The sequence below is a fragment of the Leadbettera azotonutricia ZAS-9 genome (genome assembly GCF_000214355.1).
Lineage (GTDB): Bacteria > Spirochaetota > Spirochaetia > Treponematales > Breznakiellaceae > Leadbettera > Leadbettera azotonutricia.
This window is the reverse complement of the sequence record NC_015577.1, coordinates 99,746-124,788: the sequence shown is the minus strand read 5'-3', so window position 1 is coordinate 124,788 and position 25,043 is coordinate 99,746. Positions and strand designations below refer to the sequence as shown.

The following is a 25,043-nucleotide window of genomic DNA, read 5'->3' as shown; positions in this document are numbered from 1 at the left end:
GACAAAAAATGGGATTATAGTATACTAATATAAACATTATGGGTAAGCCAAAAAGTATTCTATTCCCCAGGCAGCAAAAGATACTCAATACACTTGGGGAAAACATCAAATTTGCTCGTTTGCGCCGGGATTTTTCCTCTGAGTTGACAGCCGAAAGGGCGGGTATCAGCCGGGTTACTCTCTACAAAATCGAAAGAGGTGATCCGGGGGTGGCTATGGGGGCTTACCTCAAGGTTCTCTTTGTCCTTGGCCTTGACCGGGACCTTTTGAAGGTGGCAGAGGACGATATCCTTGGGCGGAAGCTTCAGGATGCCAAGCTCTTGCCGGGCAAGAGGGCTTCGAAAACGAGGAAACCTGATGAGTGAAGAAATTTATGTTTATATGGATTGGGGAAACGCCGGGCCTGAATGTATCGGTACGCTGAGGTTCGAACAGGTTCGGGGGCGGGAAGTTTTTTCCTTTAGCGGCAATACGGCATGGCTTGCCCATAAGGAATTTCGTATGCTCGACCCGAATATTGGGCAGTTTGAAGGGCCTCAGTATCTTGGGGAAGGTAAACGGAATTTCGGGCTGTTTCTTGATTCGTCGCCTGACCGCTGGGGCAGAATGCTGACGAAACCGGTACAGGCCTTACGCTCAATATATCAGAGGACGATAATTCACTTGATTTCGATTTAGCCATGAGTGTGATTTCACATTTTCGCCTTTCTCCGGAAAAAGCCCAATCAATTTTGAATAAAGTAAAAAAATCCGTTTCATCCTGGAGGCAGACCGCAGCAAAATACGGAATCCCCAGGATGGAACAGGAAATGACCGCAAGGGCCTTTAGGTATTAATTCCCTATTTATAAAGGGGACTCAAAGCCCCTAAATACCGCGAGTAAACTCCGTAAGCCTCGTTATAGGCTTTGACCGCCTTGGCGTCGGGTTTGACGGTGGCGCCCCCTTCCATGGCGACATGGGCTTCGGTGATGGCGTCTATAGCCAGCTTGGGAGTTTTTTGCCGTTCGAGCGCCCAAAGGCCCTGGATGGCCCCGCCAAGCGCGGCGGCTTCAGCGCCTTTGGGAACCCGCACGGGCAGGTTCATCACGTTGGCGGCTATGGACTGCCAGAGAGGGCTCTTGGAACCGCCGCCTGTGAGGCGTATCTCTTTGGCCTTGAAGCCCAATTTTTTGAAACCTTCGAGGCCTATGCGCATGCCGAAGATGGCCGATTCGAGGGCGGCCCTGGCGAGGTTCTCCCGCTTGAAGTTGGAAGCGGTGATGCCGTTGATGCTGGCCCTGCCGTGGGGCAGGTTCGGGGTGCGCTCGCCGTTGAAGAAGGGGAGGACCGCAACGCCGTCTGCGCCTATGGGCGACTTGGCGGCTTCGGCGTCAAAGGCTTTGACATCAAGGCCGAAAAGGGCGCGGAATTCTTCGCTGGCCACGGTGCAGTTCATGGTGCAGAGCAGGGGAAGCCATCCGCCGGAACTGGAGCAGAAGGCCGCAAGGTCGCCCGAGGGGTCTATGACCGGGGTTTTGGAAAAACCGAAGAGGGTGCCCGAGGTACCCAGGCTCATGGTGAGAAAGCCGTCGCTTACGGTACCGGTGCCTATGGCGCTCATCATGTTGTCGCCGCCCCCTGCGGAGACTATGGCGCCTTCGGGGATGCCGTAAAGCGCGGCGGCCGCGGCGGAAACTGTCCCTGCCAATTCGCCTGCTTCAACCAGGGGAGGGAGGGCTGCGAATACCGAGGGGTCAATGTAGCCGCTGACTTTTTTGGACCATTGGCGCTTGCTCACGTCAAAGAGGGCGGAACCTGAGGCATCGCCGAATTCCGCAGTATAAGTGCCGGTCAGCAGGAAATTGATATAGTCGTGGGAGAGGAGGATGTGCTTGAGTTTCGCAAAGGCTTTGGGCTTGTGATTTTTGAGCCATTGCACCTTGGGGGCCGTGTAGCCAGGGCGCATGGGGAGGCCCGCGGTTTTGATGAGCTTGGCCTCGCCGCCTGCGGCTTTTGTCAGCTCTTCACACTCAGCCTGGGTGGAAGTGTCGCACCAGAGTTTGACATTGTAGAGGGCCTTGCCCTTGGCATCCAGGGGGACCAGGCTGTGCTGGTGGCCTGAAACGCCGACAGCGGCTATAGTTTTTTTCGCAGCATTGTCGAGTTTGCCGAAACAGCTTTTGAGGGCTTCCTCGTACCATTCGGCCTTCTGCTCCCTGGTGCCGTCATTCTCGGCAATCATGTCCACAGCCGCGCTGGCGGAATCCACTATGGTCTTTTTCTCATAATCATAAATGATGATCTTGCAGCTCTGGGTTCCCAGGTCTATTCCGCATACAGTTTTCATATCGCCTCCGCTAATCCTGTTTCATACATCTTAATTCTATTGCGATGAAATTGACAAGCCATTTTTTATGGCATACGCAATTGCCTGAGGGCGGCTTTTAAGGCATCCCTTGCGCATAATCCGGGAGATGTAATTTCTGACAGTCCCGTTTTTAAGCTTCAGCTTGCCTGCAATTTCCTTGTCCGAATAGCCCTCGCCAATTAGAGCCAGGATCTTCATTTCAGTCCTGGAGAGCCCTGCCGGGAAGTCGCTTTCTTTCTTGCAGGCCGAGGGTATGTAGTCCCCGGCAGCAGGTTTCTGAAGCAGGCTGGCCAGAATGCGGAAAGCCTGGGTGCATATAAGGGGGTTAAAATAATATTCCCCTTCATGAACCTTCCTGAGTATCTCGGCCAAATGATTGAAATCCTCCTTCAGGATATACGCTGCCACGGCTTCGTTCACAACCCGCTTTATCAGGTTGATATCCAGCTGCGAGCCCATTGCCACAATGGCGGTGGAGGGAGAATCACGTTTTAAAAGGTGGGATATTTCCACCCCACAATATAGAGCCAGGCTTATATTGAGGATCGCTATATCAGGCTTGATTGATCTCACCAGCCTGATAGCGTCATATCCGTCCTTCCCAAATCCCCGTAACTCCAAATCTCCCTGAGAATGCAACAGATACTTTATCCTCTCTATATCCTGAATCTCATCATCAATAACCACGATACTTATCATGTTTAACTGCCTAAGATGGAGATAATGGAGATGCATTCTAATATAAGAAATAATTCCCCCGAAGGCAAGCGTTTTTCTGCGTTTTTTAAAAAATTCTTCCTTGACGGATCACTGGAACTGTGCTATACTCGAAATATCCAGTTTGGAAAGTCTATAACATATCTTTTGGAAAAAGCATGCAATATTTTGATACTCATGCTCACATTGGGCTCATTTGTGAAGATCCCATTGAGCAGCTCATAGTAATACAAGAAGCCCGCCAGGCCCAGGTGACCAGGATAGTGTCGATCTGCAATAGCCTTCATGACTTTGTGAAGGTGTACGATAACCTCAAGTCCGCGAACCATGTGTACCATGCAGTGGGTGTGTCCCCCTCGGAGGTGCAGAACCCCGGCAAGGATTGGGTTCAGACCATAGAGCAGAGCGCCCAGCTTCCCCGGGTGGTTGCGGTAGGGGAGATCGGCCTGGATTATTACCGTAAATTCGGCGACAAGAAAAGCCAGATTGAGCTTTTCATCACCCAGCTCGATCTGGCCGCCAAGCTTGATCTGCCGGTTATCATCCATAACCGGGATGCGGGCAAGGATGTGATTGAGATACTCAAGGACAGGCTGCCGCCCAGGGGCGGCGTGCTCCACTGCTATTCGGAAGATGCCGAATATGCCAGACGCGCCCTGGATCTCAACCTCTATTTCTCTTTTGCAGGGAATCTGACCTACAGGAATGCCAAAAATCTCCACGAGACCATTGGTGTGCTCCCTCTTGACCGCATACTCATCGAGTCCGAGAGTCCTTTTATGGTGCCTGCGGATTACCGGGGCAAGCGGAATATGCCAAAATACCTGCCCATTACTGCCCACTTCCTTGCAGATATGCTTGAAATGGGAGATGAAGAAATGGCGGATACCCTTTGGGATAATTCCAGCCGTTTCTTCAACCTGCCAAGGGAGTAAGTGAATCTCTACCGTCCGTTAAAAATAGGCAGCCTCTCCCTTTCGGGCAATCTTTTTCTCGCCCCTGTCGCAGGCTACACGGATCGCCCTTTCAGATCGATCTGCGTGGAACTGGGGGCCGATTTGACGTATACCGAGCTTGCTTCTTCCGAAGCCCTCATACGCCGGGGCGCCAAGACTTTTGCCTTGCTCCGCAGGGCCGAGAACGAAACCCGTTATGCTGTGCAGCTCTTCGGGTCTGATCCGGAGGTGATGTATTCGGCTGCCCTGCTCCTTGAGCCCCTGCATCCGGAAGTGGTAGACATCAACGCGGGCTGCCCTGTCCCCAAGGTGGTAAAATCCGGGGCGGGTTCGGCTCTTATGCGCGATCCTGCGAAATTAGGCAGGATAGTCGAGGGGGTGGCAAAAGCTTCCCGCGAAAAGCTGGGCGGCGCTCCGGTGACAGTAAAAATGCGTTCCGGCTGGGATGCTTCTTCCATCAATTACAATGAATGTGCCCGTACCGCCGTCGAGGCAGGCGCAGCGTTAGTGTGCCTTCATGCCCGGACGAGATCCCAGGGTTACAGCGGCAAAAGCAATTGGGAACATCTGGCGGATTTAGTTTCGCGTTTAAAAATGCCGGTCGCGGGTTCGGGTGATCTTTATTCTCCCGAGGATGCTGAACGCATGCTCCGCGAAACAGGCTGCGCTGCGCTGATGTTTGCCCGGGGCGCCCAGGGCAACCCGTTTATCTTCCGTCTTGCCAGGGAATATCTTGAACATGGCGCCTGGACGCCTCCCTCTTACGAAGAACGTTTCGCCATGGCCTTTAGGCAGCTTGATTTGCTCACTGCGGACCTGGGCGAAGCTGCGGCTTGCAGGGAAATGCGCAGGGCCTTTTGCGCCTATACCAAGGGCATAGGCGGGGGATCGGGGCTGAGCGGCGGCAATAAACTGAGGGACAGGCTGGTCCATGCCGAGACAATTTCCGATTATAAGGATATACTTTCGGTCGTATAAATGATGGAGGAATCATGAAATTTTCCGTATGCATCGATTCGGTTTTTAAAGGCCTGGACAGCATCGCTGCCCTGGACCAGGTTAAAGCTTGCGGATATACCGCCTTTGAATTTTGGATGTGGCAGAGCCGGGATCTTGAGGCGCTTTCCAAAAAGGCTGCCAGCCTGGGCTTAAGTTGCGCGGGCTTTTGTACAAAAAATTTCTTCCTGAATGATCCATCAAGGCGCGTTGAATTCCTTGAGGGCCTTAAAGAATCGGTGGCTGCTGCCAAAATAATGGGCGCCAAATTCCTTATAACCCAGAGCGGCGAGGATACCGGGGCAAGGCGGGATTTTCAGCACAAGGCTATTGTCGAGGGCTTAAAGGAAGCCGATGCGATCCTCAAAGGCACGGGGGTCACCCTTCTGCTTGAACCCCTTAACCGCAAAGTGGATCATAAGGGTACGTATCTTGAATCTTCCGACGAAGGCTTTGAGATCCTCGATGAAGCGGGTTCTGAAAATGCCAGGCTCCTTTTTGACACCTACCATCAGCAAATTTCCGAGGGAGACGTGATACGCCGGGCCTGCGCCAATATCAATAAAATTGCCCATATCCATGCGGCAGGAAATCCGGGCAGGAATGAACTGGACAGGGGCGAGCTCGATTACAACCGGGTTTTTAAGGCGCTGGAAAATGCAGGCTATAAAGGGTATGCCGGGCTTGAATATTTTCCGGTGGAAGATCCTGCGGCAGGGCTTAAGAAATTTTTGGCGGGGTACAAATGAATTTTCTGAGGAAACCTTTCAGGAATAGCCAGTACAATGTGGTGCTGATTCTTATAGGCCTGAATATCCTCGTCTTCCTTGGGGAAAAGGTTTTTTATAATCCCAGGGCTATGGATATAACCGATTACCTTGCCATGAATCCTGTGCTGGTGGTTCACGGCTACCTGTGGCAGTTTGCGACCTATATGTTTGTTCACGATCCTTTTTCTTATAGCCATATAATTTTTAATATGCTGGCCCTTTTCATCTTTGGGACCCAGGTAGAGCGCTACATGGGGAGCACGGAATTCCTCCTTTACTATATGCTTACCGGGGTATTGGCAGGGGTCTTTTCTTTTATAGTGTACTGGTTCACCGGGTCCTACAGGGTTTTCCTCATGGGGGCATCCGGGGCTATCTTTGCAGTCCAGCTTGCCTATGCGGTCCTTTTCCCCCGTAACATTCTGTACCTCTGGGGCATCCTTCCCCTGCGCGCCCCGGTGATGGTCCTGGGCTTTACAGCCCTTGAGATTTTCTTCATGGTTACCGGCCTTGGCGGCAATGTGGCGCATTTTACCCATCTTGCGGGCTTTGCCTTCGGCTGGCTTTATTTCCTTGTGCGTTTTGGTATCAACCCCTGGCGTGCCATGCGCCGATAATGGAGATATGCCCCGGTTCCTTTGCTTTATCCTGATGGTCTGCTCATTTCTTTTTCCCATGGTTCTTCCTGCCCAGGAAGTGTTGAGGGGGGAAGTGATGGTAGAGCTTGAACCGGTGTATGGGGCTTATGTCGATGAAAAGTACCCCCTTGAAAAGGAAGATGCCTACAAGCGCGCCCTGGAAGAAGCGGCCCTGTTTTTTTCTGCCCAGATCTACGGCTGGTCTTTCGATTACGATGTAGGCGAACGGGCCAGGAAAATCCCGGAAAATTTCGAGCTCAACCCCCTGGGGGCCATAACCTGGGGGGACCCCCGGCTCCGGGTTACCCACGCCGAATTCAGGGATATGAAGTTTTGGGCATGGATGGATTACCGCCCTGGGGAGAGCCAGCTGCGGCGCATCAATGCCTGGAAAACCGGGATGATACGCAATGCCCAGGCTGTGGGCCACGGCCCCCTCGGCGGGCCTGTGGAAATGTCCGACTGGCTTGCCATCAGGAAAACCGCCCTTGAGGACTCTGCCCGCGCTGCGGTACGGGCCATGCTTCAGGGCAGCGAGAGGAACCGGCCCAAGGAAGCCCACGGCTTTATCTCCCTCCAAACCTTCCCCGCCTTTTTTATGGACGGAGGCCGATGGGCCTGTTCAGCCCGCTTCAGGATAGAAATAAAAGAAATAGTCCCGTTTTCGGCATATTAGACAATAAAAACTTGACAAAAAGGTACTAGTATACTAGTTTTTTATTATGCAGACTCCCGGTAAAATTCGATATTCAAGTGTTCAGGATTCCGTTTATACAGCCCTTCGGGACAGCATCATCAACCTGAACCTTGCGCCGGGAACGGTTGTCAGCGAAAAAGAAATTGCCCAGCGCTTTGAGGTGAGCCGTACCCCCGTAAGGGAGGCCTTTATCCATCTTTCCAAGGAAGGCCTGGTGGAGGTGATACCCCAAAAGGAAACCAGGGTGTCCCTCATCGATTTGGGGCGGGTAGACCAGGAATTCTTCCTTAGGGAAAGCCTTGAAACAGCTGTGCTGGGACTTTTTATCGGCAAAGCATCCAGGGCCGCTTTTGCCGAGCTGAATGATCTTCTGGAACTTCAGGCCGGGGCGCTTAAAAAACATTCCTTTATCGATTTTATCAATTATGACGATCGCTTCCACCAGATTTTTTTTGAGGCTGCGGATCAGGCTTTAAGCTGGGAATTGCTTGGCAGCATGAGCGGACATTACCACCGGGTGCGCATGCTGACCATCTGGATTTCGGGTATCGCGGACGAAAGGGTAAAACAGCACCATACCATACTCAAAGCGCTGAAGAGAAAAGACCTCGAAAAGGCCCGGAAAGCCCTGTATGAGCATCTTCATAATTTGAATTCCGAAGAAGCCCTCATCCGGGGCAAATTCCCGGATTATTTTGTTCCCGAAAAAGAAAAGAATTCCTACAATGTAGATTTTGGCGGCCTTCCCAAAATGTCCTGAGCCACGGGGTTCGGGAAAGCAAAAAAACAGCAAAAAAAGCAAATTTTTACGAATTTATTTGACCTCTGGTATACAAGCATGGTAATATGCCAGATATCAGATATTATCTGACAAGAATCTTGAATATTTATGGAGAAGATTATGAAAACCAAAAAGAGTCTGTTGATCATTAGCCTCGGCCTTCTCGTGGCAGCCGGCGTGTTTGCTGCCGGCGGCAGCCAATCAGGCGCCGGGGCGCCGGGCGCCAAAATCGCCGTTACCTTTGCAGGCACCGAGGGCGCAACCGCCGGCCAGAGCCGCATGATGCAGGAAGTGGCGGATACGCTTAACGCCACGGGCCGTTTCGATGTCAAAGTGTACGTCGCGGGCGCTCTTCCCGGCGATACCGACAACCTCGTAACCCAGGCCCGCCTTGGCGTCAACCTCGTGGTGCCCTCTGACCCCGGCCGCCTCGCAAGCCAGTTCAACATCCCGGACCTCAATATCCTCATGGCCCCCTATGTGCTTACGGATTACAAGGTTTTGGAGAAACTGCCCCAGACCGCCCTCTACAAAGAATGGCAAGCTGCCCTCGAAGCCCAGGGCGTGGTGCTCATCGCGGATATGTTCAACGGGTTCCGCAGTTTTTATACAACCACCCCGGTGAATAAGGTTGCCGACCTTTCGGGCCTCCGCCTCAGGGGTTTTGGCAATGCAATCGGCCAGGCTCTTGCCAAATATCTTGGCTATGCCCAGACCACTGTGAACGCGACTGATATTTATTCAGGCGTCCAGGCCAAATCCCTCGATGGCTGCGAGATCCAGGCTTCCACTGCCGACAGTTACAGGCTCTATGAAGTGACCAAATACCTGGCCCTCTCCAAGCACTACATGCTCCAGTCCAGCTTCGTCTGTGGAAAAGCCCTGCTTGACGGTATGCCCCAGGCTGACCGCGATCTCTTTGTCAAAACCGTGTACGATGCCGCGGCCAAATATTCGGCTATCATCGCCCAGGAAGAACAGGGGTATTACGACGGCTTTAAATCCAAGGGTATGACTGTCACCGAAGTGAGTATTCCTGAATTCCAAAGGGCCATTGATTCCCTCTACACCAATAACGATCTTAAATTGACTGTCGGTCTGAAAGACAGGCTTTTCAGGGAACTGGGACTCTAGGAAGAGGATTCCATGGGCAAACTGCGTGCAGCATATAAATTTCTCTGCAAGGCAGAAATGGTTATCACCGGGGCGGGTTTTGTGCTGCTTATCACCCTGGTGTTCCTTTCTGCCATATTGAGGATGTTCAGGATCTCCATGTCATGGAACATTGATATGGCCATGCTGCTATTGGCATGGACAGCCTTTTTGGGTGCTGATGTCGCGTATCGGAGCGGGCAGCTTGTGGGCATTGATTTAGTAACGCGTCATCTGCCCGAAAAGCTCCGGAAGTCTGTAGAGATATTTGTTTTTGCAGTAATACTGTTTGCCCTGGTAGTAATAATCATTTTTGGAATCAGGCTGGCTTCGTCAGAGTGGATACGGAAATACCAATCCATGCCAATACCTTATTCAATAGTAACCTTGAGTATGCCCTTTGCGGCCTCCTCTATGGTCATTTCGACAATACTCAAGATACGGCGCTGTATCGCCGGGTTCAACAAATAAGGAGAAGCCATGAGTTTTTTGCTTATTTGTTTTGTGGTCTTTATCATACTGGGCATGCCCATTGCCTTTGTCATTGGCATTGCAGGCATGGCCTATTTCGGCGCTACGCCCATACTGCCCTTTGAAATCGTAGTCCAGCAGATAGTTTCACAGAGCCAGTCATTTGCGTTTTTGGCAGTTCCCTTCTTTATTTTCGCGGGCAATCTGATGAATGTGTCGGGCATAACCGAACGGCTTTTGGGCCTTGCCCGGCTGGTGACCCGCCGCATGTACGGCGGAACCGCGCAGATAAGCGTAGTGATGAGCACCCTTATGGGGGGCGTCTCCGGTTCCGCAACTGCCGATGCCGCCATGGAAACCCGAATTCTCGGCCCTGAAATGATGCGCCTCGGGTACAGCAAGGGCTATATTTGCGCGGTTAATTGTATTACTGCGCTTATCACTGCCACAATCCCGCCGAGCCTCGGGCTTATTATTTTTGGTTTTATCGGCGAAGTTTCAATCGGCCGCCTTTTTGCCGCCGGGATCATTCCCGGTATATTGATGATGCTTTTTTTAATGACTACCACGACCATCACAAGCCGTATCAGAAGGTACGATCCTCCCAAAACCGACGCGCCAAAACTCACGGTAAAAGAGCTTTTGGATAATCTCAAAGAATCCATCTGGGCCCTTCTTTTCCCGGTGATACTGATAATCGGCATACGTTTCGGCGTATTTACCCCCTCGGAATCCGGGGCTTTTGCTGTGGCTTATGCCCTTATAATCGGAAAATTTGTTTACAAGGAATTAACCTGGGCAAAATTCAAAGAAGCCCTGGTTATGTCGTTTAAAGACAACGGCGCCATCATGCTGATAATTGCCATGTCCGGACCCTTCAGCTACGCTATCACCTGGGTCAGGCTGCCCATTGCCATGAGCAATATGATATTCGGCATCACCGACAATCCCCAGCTTCTTACCCTGATTATGCTGGGTTTCCTTTTTATCTCCGGAATGTTCGTGGACAGCAATGTAAATTTCCTGCTTCTTACCCCGATTTTCCTCCCCATGGTGACCAGCGTGGGAATGGATCCTGTCCATTTTGGCGTCCTTATGGCGACCATAGTAACCTTGGGGGTTATGACGCCGCCGATTGGTTCGGCTTTATATACGGTCTGCGGGATCATAGGCTGCCCTCCTGAGGAGTACACCAAAGCCAGCTTGCCATTTTTGGTAGCTGTGCTATTGGAATTGGCAATATTGGTATTCCTCCCCCAGGTGGTGCTATGGATACCCAATATGATTTTTGGCCCTTAACAAGGAATGGTATGATCGCAAAACCGGACATCGAAACCAAAAAAGCCCGCATTAAAGCCAACGCCCGGCTTGAAGCTGTGGATGAAGTTCCCTTTGTTGTTGAAGTGGGGCCTGTGCATCTTGCCACCAGAGAGTTTTTCGAAAACGACCATAACGAGCTTGACTGGAATTTGAAGTTCCACAAGGATCGCGAAAACATTTACGATTACGCTTTTCCCAATGTAAAGCCCAATACAGGGATTAACATCGTTGCTGCGGCTTTTGGCTGCGAATACAGAGTGAACGACGAGGCTGATCCCTGGGCGGCGTGCCTTATACGCGAAGAAAATGCCGGCGATGTGCATAAACTTGCGGTTCCCGATCCGGTTAATAATCCTTATTTCAAGCGGGCATGGGAGCGCCTGGATTATCTCCAGGCTCATACTGATTTACCCTTCCGTGTTTTGAACGTTCCCTCTCCCCTGGTGACCGCTTCGCTTATCTGGGACTATACGTCTTTTATCGAAGCCCTCCTGGTGTTCCCCGATGAAGTTCACGTGCTCATGGAAAAAGTGACCCAGGCAACTATCCTCTTTATCAAAGAGCAATTCAAACGCATCAAAAACCGCTACAGTGTCGGCCACGAAATCTGGGGCCTTCCCGGAGAAATGGGCGTCAGGGTGAGCGACGATACAGGCGCGCTCCTTTCGCCGGATCTCTACCGTGAATTCGGGGTGAAGTACAACGGCATGATCGCCAAAGAGTTCGGCGGCATAGTGGTGCATTCTTGCGGGGATGTAGCAAATGTGGCGGCGGTGATGATGGAGATTCCCGGCCTCAAGGGCCTGGACTTCACCATCCCCCAGACCGAAAACTGGGCCGCCATCCGGGACGCCGCGGCTGGCAAGACCGCCCTTTTCCTCAGGCACTGCTATTGGGATCACCCCAAGGGATCCCCTGTGGATCTGGCTGAATACACCCAAAAGATCCTGGATTTTTTCGGCAGGAAGGGGCTTTTTATTCAGACTTCCACCCCTACAGCGGAAGAGTCCGCTGCTTTGGGCGAAAAACTGCATAAGATTCTGGCTGTTTAAATATCCTCCAGGGGATTATTCAACCTTGAACCGGGCAACTTCCCGCACCAGGACATCGATGCTCTCCTTGTTTGTCCCGCTTATCTCATGGACGCGGCTCACTGCAATATTGATCTGGTCCGCCCCGTTGGCCATCTCGTTCATGCCATTGGTAATTTCCTGGGTAACCGCTTCCAGGTTTTTGCTTTCCTGGATAACTTCATTGCTCCCCTCAAGCATCTCTGTGGAACTGCCCTTAACCGCCTGGGTTATATTGTTCAGCTGACCCATAGCCTCAAGAATCTGCTGGCTTCCGGTATTCTGTTCTTCCATGGCGCCCCGTATGTTTTCCGCCTGATCCGATACGGTCTTTACCTCCGCATCAATGGCTTCAAATTTTTTCTGCACTTCTTCGATGGAGACCGTGATCTTGTCGATTGCTTCCTTTATTTTTTTGAGTACCGCCGAAATAGTCTTTGACTGGATTCCCGAAGATTCCGCCAGCTTGCGTATCTCATCGGCCACTACCGCAAAGCCCTTGCCGGCCTCTCCCGCATGGGACGCTTCTATGGCGGCGTTCATGGAGAGCAGATTGGTCTGGCTTGCGATATTCTCCATTACCGCGTTGATCTCCATAAGCCCCGCCGATTCCCGGGATATCTCCTGAATATCCGTGGCTACGCCCCGGAGGCCGTCACGGCCGACTTCCGATGCATCCGTAAGCCTATCGACGTTCTTGGAATTGTTGCCCAGGGTTTGGGTCACCGACTGGATATTTGCCAAAAGCTGCTCCACCGCCGAGGAAGAGCGGGAAAGACTTGACCTCTGGTTATCTATCTCCCCGTTAAGCCTGTTGATGTGGACGGTAATCTGTTCCATCGTTGCATTGGTCTCTGTTACGCTCGCCGACTGGTTGATCACCCTGCCCTTGATGCTTTGTATATTGGCGGTAATCTGATTGACGGCTGCGGCGGTTTCGGTCATATTTGCGGACAATTCCGTCCCTATATCCGAGAGTGCCACTGATTGGCTTTTAATGGTGATTATGAGGGCGCGTATTTTTTCCAGGGTCTGGTTAAAAAAGTGGGCCAGATCTCCGATTTCGTCTTTGGAATTGATGAAGATCTGCTTGGTAAGGTCTCCTTCGCCCTCGGCAATATCCTTAAGCGTCCTGGAAACTTTGACGATGGGGCTGGACACCTTGGTAACGATCGCAAAAATAATAACTCCGGAAAACAATATTACCGCAATGGCCAGGAAAACGGTAAACCTGGTAATCGCATCGACCTGGGTCATCACGGTCTCCAGAGGCACGCTTGATGCGATGATCCAGGCAGTTTCGCTGTCGCCGATGTAAAAGGGCGAAATCTGCACTATCATGCCATTGGCGCTATAATGACGCTCTTTGCCGTCCGCGATGGCCTGTCCAATGACCTGTTCCCCCACAGCGCTGACCCCCTCCCGGTAATCGGAGCCTACCCTGGTCCGGTCCTGATGGGCCACTACAATGCCCTCGTAGGAATAGAGGGCCGCGCTGCCGTTTCCGTAGGGTTCGATTTTGTCTATAATTTCCGCTGAAAAGGCAATATCGACGGTTACCCCCACGCAGCCGACCAGTTCGCCTGAAAGTTCATCCACAATGGGCGAACGGAAACTCACCGAAAATGAGTCGATGCCGTTGATGACCCGGCGCTTTGGTTCATCGACTGTATTAGTCCGGGATAAAGCGTCCAGCACCGCCAGGTAATCCGTGTGGGCAGTCAGGCTGATTTTGCCTGAATCTTTAAGATAGCGGGGAATAAAATTGCCCGCCTCGTCAGTCCCGTCGGCGCCGATGTGGCGCTCGTTCAAGGTATCCAGGACGTTCGGCTTCCATACTGCATAGACAGCTATTGCCTCATTAGTTGTTTCCAGTGTCTTGTGCATCATGGACAGGTAGAAATTGCGGCGGTTCACTTCCGGGATATCCCGATAACCGCCCATGATATTGCCGAGAGTTTCGGCCTGATCCATAAACTGCTGATAATAGGCGCCTACATCGCTGGCGTATCTGCCGGTCATGTTTCCCATGATCTCGTAGGCAGCCTCTTCCTGAAGGCTCCGGGCCCGGACAACCAGTATAATCGAAATGGCGGCAATTATTACTGTCATCATTCCGCTGATAATTGCAGTTAAACGGTACTTTAATTTCATGATTTACCCTCTTATCCAGTTTATGCTTCAAGCCGCGCCGGAGCAGAGGGAGATATTATTATTCCAGGTGTTTTCTTTAGAAAATCAACCCCGGCGCATATCTGCATACACCCATTGACAATCATCTATAAACCGGCTATTTTTATATAATTTTAAAAGGGGGTAAACCATGATACGCTCTCTGCGCTGTTCTCTGCCAAATACAGTACACGAACAGCCATCTACCCCCCCCCCCCCCCCGATAGGTTTACCAGGATATAACAGCCCCGACAATTTTAATTCCTCAAACTTAAAGCCCGATACATTCGGGGCTTTTTTAATTTATTCCCGTTCCTGCCGCTCATGCGGCTTATATTAAGGAGGAAAGGTTATGAACAATGGCTATTCAAAGAAAAATCTCATGAAAGGATTTGGCGCCCTTGCCATGGCGGCGATGATTGGCGCCGCCGGGCTTATTATGACCGCTTGTGACGGCCCCCAAAACCCCGACAATGAAAATCCGGACAACAACGGGAACCCGGAAACCGAAAATCCGGGTAATGAAAACCCAGTCCTTACTTTCCCGAATATTGTATTCCCAACGGTTGTTAAAGACGTGACTTCGCAAAGTGACGTTACCGCAATGAATGTGCAGAAAAGATTGGAATTAAAACAGCAAGCCGAATACATGAAAGGCAAATTTGCCGAATGGGAAGCGGAGTTACAAATCAAATACGATGCATTGACACCAAGCGAAAAAGAAGCCCCAGGCGGGGTGGATTTGGGGGAAAAAATTGACGTCGCAAAAACGGTACAGACCTATGAGACAAATATTTCCAAAATCATCACAAAGGCTATTGATACAAATGGAGTTGCGAGTCTAATAAAAGTTTATAGTAAAATGATGCTTGATGAAACGACCATATTGAGCAATGGTTTCCTTATTATAACAGTGATTACTAATGCAAATTACCTATATTCACTATTGAAATCCTATGAACAACAAACAATAGAAAGTAGTCAAAAAACTAATTTATGGGAAGAGATTCAGCAAAAAATCGCAGCTATAGAGGAAATGGAGCATGCAATTGGCAACACCTCTTACAAAATTGATGGTACACCCACTCAAATGATTGAAATGTTACGTTACCAATATCATTCATTCATAGATATCACCACAACCGGAATTCCTTCATACGACCTCTTAACACAACTTGGGGATATTTCGGCATATGATGGGTGGACAATTAATCTTGCAGAAATGGGTTACGATATAAACATTCCGGCACAAACACCCTAATGCGGGTAACGCCAGGGCGTCCGGGAAGCCATAGCCAAAATGTCCTGATATTGGTATTCTTTATCCAATCATGGCAAATAGCGATATTCAAAGCACCGTAAAAAACCTCCATCCCCTGGAGGTACGGGTTATTCTGAGCTATAAAAAAGGGGATGAGCTCACCGTCGAAAAGGTTGAGAAGGACCTGGGCTTTAAAGGCGGCAACGGCAACCAGGCTCTTTCATGGCTGGCCGGCAAGGGCCTGGTCAGCGAGCTGCGCAGGGAAACATCGGTTTTTTACGAACTCACCGACTTGGGAAAGGAATGGAAAGAGAAGGGCTCCCCCGAGGAGCGCATCATCGAACTGGTCCGCATAAAAAGCGGCCTGCGCATGCCCGAAATCGCCGCCAACCTTAAACTCGAAAACAAAGACATAGGCAGCGCCTTTGGCAGCCTTTCCAAATTGGGCGTCCTTGCCATGGATGCCGAAAAAAAAGTTACCCTGGCTCTGCCTGCGGATCAGCTCAAGGACGGCAGGCCAGTCAAAGGCGAAGCCGCCGAACACTTCGCGGTAATCCGCGGCCTCCTCGATAAAGCGGCCGCTGCAGAAGGCGGTTCTCTGGCCGAAGCCGGCTTGTCCGCAGCCGAAAAAACCGCCATGTCCGGCATCGCCAAAAAACGCGGCGCCGCAGACGCCCCCTTCCGCCAGCAGGATCGGGAGACCGTGGTTTTCGGCTTTACCGCCGACGCCGAGCCTGTAGCCGCCGCGCTAAAAGCCGCGGGCATAACCGGCGACGAAGTAGGAAGCCTTACCCCCGAAATGCTTGAATCCGGCGATTGGAAAGGCAAGACTTTCCGCTCGTACAATGTGCAGGTTCCTCCCACCCGGCTCATTCCCGGCCGCACCAACCCCTATGCTAAATTTATCGAAGACGTAAAAGATAAGCTCACCACCCTTGGCTTTGAAGAATTCGACGGCCCTTTGGTGGAGACGGAATTCTGGAATTCCGACGCCCTCTTCATGCCCCAGTTCCATTCGGCCCGTGACATCCACGACGTTTACCGCATTGCCGAACCCGACAAGGCCAAAGCAATAGAAGAACCCTGGCTTTCCAATGTTGCCAGCGCCCACGAGAACGGCGGCAAAACCGGAAGCCGGGGCTGGAACTACAAGTTCGACCGCGAGTTTACCAAGCGCCTTATACTCCGCAGCCAGGGCACGGTATTGTCGGCAAAACAATTGCCCAAGGCAAAAATCCCCGGCAAGTACTTTGGCATAGTCCGCTGCTTCCGCTACGACCAGGTCAACGCCACCCACGGCGCGGATTTCTACCAGACCGAAGGCATAGTCCTTGGCGAAGACGTAAACCTCAAAACCCTTTTGGGAATGCTCGAAATGTTCGCAGTAGAAGTGGCAGGCGCCAAAGAAGTCAAATACGTGCCCGGCTACTTCCCCTTTACCGAACCATCGGTAGAAGTGCACATCAAGCACCCCGTCCTGGGCTGGTTCGAAATGGGCGGCTCAGGCATTTTCCGCCCCGAAGTTACCGCCTCCATGGGCATCGACGTACCTGTCGCGGCCTGGGGCCTCGGCATAGACCGCATCGCCCTCATGGCTTTGGGCCTAAGCGACCTGCGCGAACTGTTTACGCCTGTGGTGGAGAATGTACGGCTGAGAAGGACGAAGGATACTGCGGCTGCGGTGTAGCAAGGCGTTCAGCCACTTTCATTTGAAACTAAAGCTATAGTATACTATCCTCAATACACATGAGAAAGATCGTAGGCTCCAACCAGGAATTGTGCGTTGGATGCAACAGATGCATACGTGAATGTCCCATAGAAATGGCCAATCTCACCTACAAGGATGAGCAGGGCAATATAAAAGTCAAGGTCGATCACAACCACTGCATAGCTTGTGGGGCCTGCATCGCGGTCTGCAAGCACAATGCCCGCCATTATGAGGATGACACCGAGGCATTCTTCAATGACCTCGAAGCGGGCGTTCCCATCACCCTTATTGCGGCTCCGTCCATCAAAACGAACTTTCCTGCCTGGCCCCAGGTGCTGGCTTATTTCAGATCCAAAGGGGTTAAGAAGATATACGATGTCTCCATGGGTGCGGACATCTGCGTTTGGGCGCTGCTGCGCTATATCGAAAGGGAAAACCCCGGCCCCCTCATCACCCAGCCCTGTCCTGCCATAGTTTCTTACTGCGAGATACACCGGCCTTCGCTCCTGAAAAACCTGGCGCCTCTCCATAGCCCCATGGGCTGCCTTGCGGTTTACCTCAAGGAATATGAAAAAATCGAGGGGAAGATAGCTGCCATCTCGCCCTGCATTTCCAAGGCCAATGAGTTTGAAGACATAGGCATCATCGATTACAACATCACCTATGCCAAGCTTGAGGAATATTTTGAATATTTCCGGATCAGTATGCCGACGGAAGAAAGCGGCTTTGATCATCACGAGAGCGGGCTTGGAGCAGTGTTCCCCGCGCCGGGGGGGCTTAAAGAAAACCTCGAACTCTTCCTGGGCAAGAGCGTCAGGGTTGATAAGTCCGAGGGCTCAACGGTGTATCAGGATTTGGACAGCTATGCTGAAACGCCGGAAGAATACAGGCCCCGCATTTTCGATGTGCTCAACTGCATGGAAGGCTGCAATATAGGATCGGGCTGTGTCAAAAACAAAAACATTTTCCATATACAGAGCGACATGAACAAGGCACGCCAGCTGGCCCTGGAAAAGCCAAACTCCGATTTTGTAAAAAATCTTTTTGATCACTACGACAAGGTTTTCGATCTCCAAAAATTCAAGAGAAAATATACTCGGCCCCAGGCGTATGTGCCTGAAATTTCGGAAAGAGAAATACGGCTGGCTTTTGCCCTTCTGGACAAGGATACCTGGGAAAAGCAGAATTTTAACTGCGGCGCCTGCGGTTCCAATTCGTGCAGGGAAATGGCGCGGAAAATCGCGCTGCATATCAACATACCTGTTAATTGCATTGTCAATTCCCGGGACAATATGGAAAGGGAGCATCAGAAGAACCTGGATCTCTATAAACGCAATGTAATTTATTTGGAACTGGTTCACCGCATCGGCGAATATTTGATTTCTGTCAATCAGGACGAATTCCAGGATACAGTTTTGGACGTATTGCAGGATCTCAGTATTACGCTTAATAGCCGGGGAGTACGGCTCTGGAAATACTTTGAGCAGGATGGCAAAGGTTATTTTCAGAGGCTTTACAGCTGGCCCGAGGGCAATTTAAAAGAAATAGTGCCCGAGTCCATACTGAGCTGGGCATCCTTGCTAAAAGCGGGCAAGAATGTGACGCGCAAAATTTCTGAAATGAACCAGGCGGAAACTGAGTATTATGGCAAAGACAGCATAAATTCCATCATGTCCGCCCCCCTTTCCATACGGGGCGAGTACTGGGGCTTCATTTCCCTTAATTCCGACACGGAGCGGGGCTTTTCGGAGGAAGATGTTTCGGTCCTCACTGCCTGCGGCATACTTATCGTGTCCAGCGTCATCGAAAGGGATGTGACAGAAAAATTGATATTAGCCAGGGAAGCCGCCCTGGCTGGCACCCGCGCAAAGAGCGACTTCCTCTCCCGCATGAGCCACGAAATCCGTACCCCCATGAACGCCATTATCGGCATGACCAAAATCGCGGAAGCTTCGAACGATATGGAAAAATTGCGTTACTGCCTTTCTATCATACAGTCCTCGTCCAACCACCTTCTGGGCCTTATCAACGATATACTGGATATGTCAAAAATCGAGGCAGGAAAACTGGAACTTGACAGTGCCCCCTTTAATTTGGAAAGGATGATTGCAAAAATATTCAGCTTTATCGGTGAGAAAGCAGGCCAAAAAAGCATAAAACTGGGCCTTGATTTGGCAAAAGGCATACCTGTAAGGTTCATAGGCGATGAACTCCGCCTTTCCCAGGTTATCACCAATCTGCTATCGAACGCCGTGAAATTCACCCCCGATGGCGGAACCATAAATGTGGAAGCCCATGAAATCGGAAGGAAGGATGGTGTTTCGGTCCTCCGCTTTAGTGTCAGCGACACGGGCATCGGCCTGACCGCCGAACAAATCTCCCGCCTCTTTACCGCCTTTGAGCAGGCTGACAAAAATATCACCCAGCGTTTCGGCGGCACGGGCCTGGGCCTTACCATCTCAAAGAGCGTGGTAGAAAAAATGAATGGCAAAATATGGGTCGAATCTGAAATGGGCAAAGGCTCAAATTTTATTTTCAATGTGGAGCTTCAAAGGGACGATGCAGCCTCGGCGGAATCTGCTACAGCGAGTATAAGCTCAAACGAGATACCCGACTTCTCGAATTTCAAACTCCTCCTTGCGGAAGATATTGAAATTAACCGGGAAATTTTTATTTCCCTCCTTGAGCCCACGGGCATTGCCATAGATACTGCGGAAAATGGCAGAATCGCGCTTAATAAATTTAAGCATGACCCTGATAAATACAATATCATTATAATGGATTTGCAGATGCCCGAAATGAACGGGCTCGAAGCGACCAGGGCGATACGGGAATCAGGGACTCAAATACCCATTGTTGCAATGACAGCCAATGCGTTCAAAGAAGATGTGGAACAGTGCCTGGCTGCGGGGATGAACGATCATCTCATGAAGCCGATTGATCTCAACGCGGTGATAGAAAAGATAGGAAAATATTGCGGGGCCAAGAATCCTTAACCCCGCGCAAATTTACGATTAACGCTTCGACTGGCTCTGCCAAACCTGGCTTGACTCAAACCCGTCGATGGACTTGATAAGGGAAAGCCAATAATCAGCCTCGCTTTGGGAAGTATAAGGCCCAACCCTCACGCGGAAATAGGTAGTGCCGCTCACATCGCGGTTTTCAATAATGGAAGTTATGCCTTTTGCTGCGAGAGTCTCTTTAACCCCTTCGGCATGGCCCTTGGCAGTGAATGAACCTGCCTGCACCCAGTAATCATCGTAAGTCCTGGTTTGGGCAACGGGCCTTGCAGCGGGGGCTGCTGCTTTGGGCGCAGCAGGCTTGGATGCTGCCGGCTTGGGAGCGGCTGCCGCAGGCTTGGGCGGAGAACTGCGGACAGGGGTAGCGGCCCTGCCGGAAGGCGCTGTGTCGGGGACGCCGGCAGCAGATTTCGGCTCGACAGTGATCTCCACCTTGGGGGCAGTGCCGTTGATGTAATAGTCGGACCCCTGGGCAGTTGTGCCCTCCGGAGGGGTCTGGATGCCCTGGATGCCATCGCGGACCAAGCCTGAAGGATCAACCGAAGCGGGCTGTATGGAACCGACAGGCGGCTGATATATCCCCTGGACGCCTGCGGGGATGGGGGCAGCCGCAACAGCAGGACCGGACGTTTTGGGGCCAAAGGCTATGATGGCTGCCCCTATGGCGATTACGAAGAAAACACCTACCGAAATGGCAATGAGCAATAATTTTTTCCGTTCCATGTTAACACCTGCTTAGCCCCAAAGGGGAAAGAATTTCGTCAATCCGGCGTTCCAGCTTCCTCTCCCTTTCTTGGGAACCAAAACTGAAGTATCCCCGGTTCTCTACTCTGTATATATCGGAGTTTTTGGAAAAATATTGAGAGGCGAAATCTTTTTGGCTCTTAAAACGTTCGGCAAGCACCCTAAAAGGCAGACGATCCCTCTTCTTTGCCCGAAAAAGCCGCGTAAGCCAGGGGGCATCCACAAGCATCACCAGATCCAGATCCTTGTAGGCTGCGGAGCGGTGCAGCAGGGCGGCGTTGATCACGCAGGGCTTGCCGCCCTGGGCCTGAATCCACTCCTGGGTCATGCGGTTAGCCGCAGGGTGCACTATGGCTTCGAGGGAGGCAAGCTCGGTGGGCCTCCCAAAAACCCGCGCCCCCAAAAGCCTCCGGTCTATTGCCCCGTCCTCGCCCAGTATCTCCCTGCCGAAACGATTGAGTATGACTTCCCCCTCGGCCTCGATGGCTTTGTGCCCCAGCTTATCCACGTCCAGCACAGGAAGGCCCCGCTTTTCAAGAAGAGAAGCGACATAGTTTTTGCCCGCGCAGTACGTTCCGGTAAGACCTAAAATCATGGCTATAATCCCTCCCTGGTTTGCATTATAGTTATATTATGGATTCGGGGAATATCAACCGCAAGGCCCGCATTATTCAGGCTGCCTCCATTACCGCCCTTGTGGGCAATGCATTCCTGGCAGCCGTCAAAATCTTCCTGGGCTTTAAGTCGGGAAGCTTTGCGGTAGTGGGCGACGGCATCGACTCGTCAGTGGACGTGCTCATCGCCATCATGACCCTCGTGGTCGCCCGGGTGATTTCCCGCCCTGCGGATGAAGATCACCCCTGGGGCCACGGCAGAGCGGAGACCCTGGCAACCGCGGTCCTTGGGGGCCTCCTCTTCTTTGCAGGCGCCCAGCTCGTCCTCAATTCGGCTATGAACCTTTTCCAGGGCACGGAACTCAAAGTCCCCTCTGCCCTTGCCCTGATTGCGACCCTGATTTCCATTGCAGGCAAAACCCTCCTCGCCTGGAGCCAGCACCTCTTCGGGAAAAGAGCCGATTCCCCCATGCTCAAAGCCAATGCCAAGAACATGGCTTCCGATGTGATACTCTCGGGCGGCGTCCTTGTCGGCCTGGGCCTTTCCCTCCTGCTGAACCTTGAATCCGCCGACTCCATCATGGCAATACTCGTAGGGCTTTGGGTAATCAAGTCCGCAGTGGGCATCTTCATGGAAGTCAATGTCGAACTCATGGACGGTGCCACAGGGACCGGCTCCTATCAGGCAGTCTTTGACGCAGTCCGCTCAGTGGAAGGCGCCGGAAACCCCCACCGCGCCCGGATGCGGCGCATTGCCGGCCTTTGGGACATCGACCTGGATATTGAAGTAAAGCCCAACATGACCGTCCTGGAGGCCCACTGGATAGCCCACCGGGTGGAAGAAGCCATCAAGGAACGGGTCGAAGGGGTCTACGACATTATGGTGCACATAGAACCGGCGGGCAACCTGGAAGACGAAGGATACGGCCTTACGGAAAACAGCGAAGCCGAGGAGGGCAAATAGTTTAGTTTTCAGTTTTCCTCATGACAAACCATAGAATTCCGACTATTATAGTAACGAAAACCATGGCGCAAAGAACCGACCTTTACTCGATTTTAATATCCTACGCGAATAAGAACAATTCTCCCTATATCGCTATAGAGCCCTTCCTCTCATTTTTGGATAAATATGCCAAACGCATGGTGGAAGAGCAGCCCGAGTGGCTTAAATGGACCCAGGATGCGGCGGTCAAATTTTACTCCGAGCTGGCTGCCCTTGCTGAAGAGGGCAAGTGCGAGCTCCTCAACGATACCAACGAAGGCCGTATTTACATGCCCCATTTCTACATGGAACTGCTCCAGCAGTACTACGGCAATATGGACTCTAACGCGGACATGCCCTTCCCCAGCGAGGAGAGCCTCAACATAGAAATACCCGGAAGCCAAATTCGGCCTCTTGGGGCGGAGTCGGATCTTCCTTTTTACCTTGAAGAACCCCAGGAAGGCGACCTCCCCATGATACGCATAGGTTTTCCGGATAATTACGGCTCTGCCCTCATCCTGGCCTCCATGATACCCAAGCGCCTCATTGAGTCATCCATGCTCAAGATACGCAATTACCTCCGCAATCACGGCAACAAAGAGTTTGCCCTGCGAAAGCTCACCCCCCAGCTCATGGGCAAGGAAGGCTACCTAAGGGATTATTTAAACCAAATCCTTACCCGCCCCATGGACTGCGCAGGATCAATCGAGGAGGGTGGGGAATTTTCTTACCTCTTCTGGGCCCACTTTTCGCTTTTAGTGAAAGGGGATATCAAAAAGAAAAAGGATCTATTAAGCGACGACATAGCAGCCATACAGGCTGTGCATATCATCGAAGCCCTGAACATTTACTACAAAAGCCTGGCGGTAAAAAAGCGGGAGAGGGAGCTTGCCCTAAAAGATCTTGAGCAGCATCTCCTTAAGCCCCCTTATTTCTACACCCTGGATCAGATCATCAAATTCACCAGCTCCAAAGGGGTGCTGCTCTTAAGCCAATACTCCAAGGACGAACTTGAGAAATGGCTCAAAAAGGAAACCACCGAAACCCAGGACGACAAGCTGCCCAAGCTCCTCATTATAAACGGGGAAGATCAGGAACGCTTCTTTATCGCCAAGAACAAAATCCCCCTTCTCTGCGCGAAGCTCCTTTCAGAAGCGAGGGAAAAGGTGAAAAGCGCCGTTTCCAAACGCTGGGTCAGGATCATCATGGAATACCGCAAAGAGCCCGCCATGGAGAACGACAAGGATTTTGACAAGCTCCTGGTTAAGTACACCGCAAAGATCAATCCAACCTTAACTGCCCTGCTTGACGATCCCAAACTCCAGCTGATCTATGACGAGCTTGAACAGGCTGAGGGCGAAATCCCCATTGCGGCCCGCATCTTTAACCGGGGCGAGATGCTCCCCTATTCTTCGCTTTTTATTTTGAAGCGCAAGGATATTTTGGAGGACGCAAAACTCCTCCTCCCCTTCTGGTACTCCACGCCCATACTCGCGGCTATCATCGCCTTCTTCAAGAACCTCTTCAAAAAGCGGCAGCAGAAGCAGGAAGCCCAGCAGAACATTGATGCAGACGATGAAGAGGATGAAGGCGTCCACAGCAGGGAGGGCAGCCGGGAAATCCTCAACGCCGCCAGGGAAATCGAATTCACCATGGTCCCCTCGGGGCAGAGCATAGACAGCTATCTGGACGAACTGAAAACCCGCTGGAGCAGGCTAATCAGCAAACAGGCCAGGGATAACCTCGTGGAAGACGTGAACTCCCTGGTAAGGGATAATTTGAGGCGCACCCTCAGGGTGCACAGACACTACAAGATCACCCGCGAAAACCTTGCCACCCTGGCTTCGAACATTGTAAGCCGGACCCCTTCGCTGCAGACTCTGAGCGGCAAGGATTCCCTCAGGACGTATATTGAGCTCTACCTCGTAAAACTCCTCGAAACGGTCAAATTTTGACGAATTTTCAGGAATTCTAAAAAAATCGCAGCAAAAAATGAAGCGCCACGCATCCCAGCACCATATATAGGTTATCATAGGCATTGCCATTTTTGCAGAGCCCATGACCGGCGGCCTGCCTGCCGGAACACTTATTTTTTTCGGGCCAAAACCCGAAGGAGGCTCTATGAATAACCTTAACTCCATCCTGATCGAAGGCAACCTGGTACGGGATCCCCTGTACCGCACCACTGCCAAGGGCACAGCCCTTTGCACCTTCACTGTAGCGTCCAACCGCTACTTCAAGCAGGACACTGGAACGGAAAAGGAAGTGGGATTTTTCGACGTGGAAACCTGGGCCAAGACTGCCGAGCACAGCTACAACCTGGGCAAAAAGGGCCGCGGCGTCCGCGTGGTCGGCCGCCTCAAGCAGGACCACTGGACCAGCGCCGACGGTCAGTACCATTCCAAAGTTTCCATCGTGGCTGAGCACGTGGAATTCCGCCCCGAATTCAAGAAGGACGCCGTCCCCGGGGATTCCATGACCGACGAAGCCCTGGCAGAAATGCCCTCAAGCTCCATTGCCGAAAACGATGAAGCCGAAGAAGAAACCGCCCCTGTCGAAGAATTCGAGGCAGTTGCCTTTTGATTAAGAACGGTCCCTCTACCCCGGCAGCCTGAGAACTGCCGG

The 25,043-nt window shown here is 51.7% G+C and carries 23 protein-coding genes; 18 read left to right on the top strand and 5 right to left on the bottom strand.

Translation table 11 applies throughout. The features are described from left to right. Nucleotides 1–38 precede the first annotated feature (38 nt). Both TREAZ_RS00570 and TREAZ_RS00565 read left to right on the top strand, forming a co-directional pair. Complete coding sequence (locus TREAZ_RS00570; protein WP_015709831.1) at nt 39–365, top strand: helix-turn-helix domain-containing protein; 327 nt, start codon at nt 39–41, stop codon at nt 363–365. Continuing rightward, nucleotides 358–678, top strand: coding sequence for a hypothetical protein (locus TREAZ_RS00565; RefSeq protein WP_043922630.1), 321 nt, complete (start codon nt 358–360; stop codon nt 676–678). Before TREAZ_RS00570 ends, TREAZ_RS00565 begins: the two co-directional genes overlap by 8 nt. A 162-nt stretch (nt 679–840) precedes the next feature. On the opposite strand, the gene xylB is transcribed toward TREAZ_RS00565, so the two are convergent. Both xylB and TREAZ_RS00555 read right to left on the bottom strand, forming a co-directional pair. Further along, complete coding sequence (gene xylB, locus TREAZ_RS00560) at nt 841–2,328, bottom strand: xylulokinase (RefSeq protein ID WP_015709830.1); 1,488 nt, start codon at nt 2,326–2,328, stop codon at nt 841–843. Between the two features lie 36 nt (nt 2,329–2,364). Further along, the gene (locus TREAZ_RS00555) at nt 2,365–3,048 is read right to left on the bottom strand and encodes a response regulator transcription factor (protein WP_015709829.1); all 684 of its coding nucleotides are present in this window, start codon (nt 3,046–3,048) and stop codon (nt 2,365–2,367) included. A 176-nt stretch (nt 3,049–3,224) separates the two neighbouring features. Here TREAZ_RS00555 and TREAZ_RS00550 point away from each other — a divergent pair, with 176 nt between their 5' ends. From TREAZ_RS00550 to TREAZ_RS00505, 10 genes are all read left to right on the top strand, one after another. Beyond that, the gene (locus TREAZ_RS00550; protein WP_043922628.1) at nt 3,225–4,001 is read left to right on the top strand and encodes a TatD family hydrolase; all 777 of its coding nucleotides are present in this window, start codon (nt 3,225–3,227) and stop codon (nt 3,999–4,001) included. Further along, nucleotides 4,002–5,000, top strand: coding sequence for a tRNA dihydrouridine synthase DusB (gene dusB / locus TREAZ_RS00545; protein WP_015709827.1), 999 nt, complete (start codon nt 4,002–4,004; stop codon nt 4,998–5,000). 14 nt (nt 5,001–5,014) lie between these two features. Continuing rightward, nucleotides 5,015–5,767: a TIM barrel protein gene (locus TREAZ_RS00540; RefSeq protein WP_015709826.1), complete on the top strand. Its 753-nt coding sequence runs from the start codon at nt 5,015–5,017 to the stop codon at nt 5,765–5,767. Further along, nucleotides 5,764–6,405, top strand: coding sequence for a rhomboid family intramembrane serine protease (locus tag TREAZ_RS00535; protein WP_015709825.1), 642 nt, complete (start codon nt 5,764–5,766; stop codon nt 6,403–6,405). Before TREAZ_RS00540 ends, TREAZ_RS00535 begins: the two co-directional genes overlap by 4 nt. Nucleotides 6,406–6,412: 7 nt before the next feature. After that, nucleotides 6,413–7,102 carry a hypothetical protein gene (locus TREAZ_RS00530; RefSeq protein WP_015709824.1) on the top strand — a complete coding sequence of 230 codons (690 nt, stop codon included), beginning with the start codon at nt 6,413–6,415 and terminating at the stop codon, nt 7,100–7,102. Nucleotides 7,103–7,148: 46 nt separating this feature from the next. Then, on the top strand, nt 7,149–7,883 hold the full coding sequence (locus tag TREAZ_RS00525; protein WP_015709823.1) for a GntR family transcriptional regulator: 735 nt from the start codon (nt 7,149–7,151) through the stop codon (nt 7,881–7,883). A gap of 141 nt (nt 7,884–8,024) precedes the next feature. Further along, complete coding sequence (gene dctP / locus TREAZ_RS00520; RefSeq protein ID WP_015709822.1) at nt 8,025–9,038, top strand: TRAP transporter substrate-binding protein DctP; 1,014 nt, start codon at nt 8,025–8,027, stop codon at nt 9,036–9,038. A gap of 12 nt (nt 9,039–9,050) precedes the next feature. Next, nucleotides 9,051–9,527, top strand: a complete 477-nt coding sequence (locus TREAZ_RS00515; RefSeq protein ID WP_015709821.1) for a TRAP transporter small permease — start codon at nt 9,051–9,053, stop codon at nt 9,525–9,527. Nucleotides 9,528–9,536: 9 nt separating this feature from the next. Next, complete coding sequence (locus TREAZ_RS00510; protein WP_015709820.1) at nt 9,537–10,826, top strand: TRAP transporter large permease; 1,290 nt, start codon at nt 9,537–9,539, stop codon at nt 10,824–10,826. An 11-nt stretch (nt 10,827–10,837) separates the two neighbouring features. Next, a complete protein-coding gene (locus tag TREAZ_RS00505) occupies nt 10,838–11,899 on the top strand; it encodes a uroporphyrinogen decarboxylase family protein (protein WP_015709819.1) in 1,062 nt (353 codons plus the stop codon). A gap of 15 nt (nt 11,900–11,914) precedes the next feature. Here TREAZ_RS00505 and TREAZ_RS00500 read toward each other — a convergent pair whose 3' ends face one another. Next, the gene (locus tag TREAZ_RS00500; RefSeq protein ID WP_015709818.1) at nt 11,915–14,071 is read right to left on the bottom strand and encodes a methyl-accepting chemotaxis protein; all 2,157 of its coding nucleotides are present in this window, start codon (nt 14,069–14,071) and stop codon (nt 11,915–11,917) included. 370 nt (nt 14,072–14,441) lie between these two features. Here TREAZ_RS00500 and TREAZ_RS00495 point away from each other — a divergent pair, with 370 nt between their 5' ends. The 3 genes from TREAZ_RS00495 to TREAZ_RS17170 all read left to right on the top strand — a co-directional run bounded on the left by TREAZ_RS00495 (nt 14,442) and on the right by TREAZ_RS17170 (nt 20,054). After that, the gene (locus TREAZ_RS00495; protein WP_015709816.1) at nt 14,442–15,350 is read left to right on the top strand and encodes a hypothetical protein; all 909 of its coding nucleotides are present in this window, start codon (nt 14,442–14,444) and stop codon (nt 15,348–15,350) included. Between the two features lie 70 nt (nt 15,351–15,420). After that, entirely contained in the window at nt 15,421–17,037 is a 1,617-nt protein-coding gene (pheS, locus tag TREAZ_RS00490; protein WP_015709815.1) for a phenylalanine--tRNA ligase subunit alpha, read from the top strand. A gap of 59 nt (nt 17,038–17,096) precedes the next feature. Then, nucleotides 17,097–20,054 (top strand): ATP-binding protein, encoded by a 2,958-nt coding sequence (locus TREAZ_RS17170; RefSeq protein ID WP_083820210.1) that lies wholly within the window; start codon nt 17,097–17,099, stop codon nt 20,052–20,054. A gap of 18 nt (nt 20,055–20,072) precedes the next feature. Here TREAZ_RS17170 and TREAZ_RS17165 read toward each other — a convergent pair whose 3' ends face one another. Next, nucleotides 20,073–20,801, bottom strand: coding sequence for an SPOR domain-containing protein (locus TREAZ_RS17165; RefSeq protein WP_015709813.1), 729 nt, complete (start codon nt 20,799–20,801; stop codon nt 20,073–20,075). A gap of 1 nt (nt 20,802) precedes the next feature. Beyond that, nucleotides 20,803–21,417 carry a dephospho-CoA kinase gene (gene coaE, locus TREAZ_RS00475; protein WP_015709812.1) on the bottom strand — a complete coding sequence of 205 codons (615 nt, stop codon included), beginning with the start codon at nt 21,415–21,417 and terminating at the stop codon, nt 20,803–20,805. A gap of 38 nt (nt 21,418–21,455) precedes the next feature. Between coaE and TREAZ_RS00470 the strand changes: the two genes are divergently transcribed. From TREAZ_RS00470 to TREAZ_RS00460, 3 genes are all read left to right on the top strand, one after another. After that, nucleotides 21,456–22,400: a cation diffusion facilitator family transporter gene (locus TREAZ_RS00470; protein WP_015709811.1), complete on the top strand. Its 945-nt coding sequence runs from the start codon at nt 21,456–21,458 to the stop codon at nt 22,398–22,400. A 62-nt stretch (nt 22,401–22,462) separates the two neighbouring features. Next, complete coding sequence (locus tag TREAZ_RS00465) at nt 22,463–24,373, top strand: hypothetical protein (RefSeq protein WP_148257614.1); 1,911 nt, start codon at nt 22,463–22,465, stop codon at nt 24,371–24,373. A gap of 166 nt (nt 24,374–24,539) precedes the next feature. Beyond that, nucleotides 24,540–25,001: a single-stranded DNA-binding protein gene (locus TREAZ_RS00460; protein ID WP_015709809.1), complete on the top strand. Its 462-nt coding sequence runs from the start codon at nt 24,540–24,542 to the stop codon at nt 24,999–25,001. The last annotated feature ends 42 nt before the right edge of the window (nt 25,002–25,043 follow it).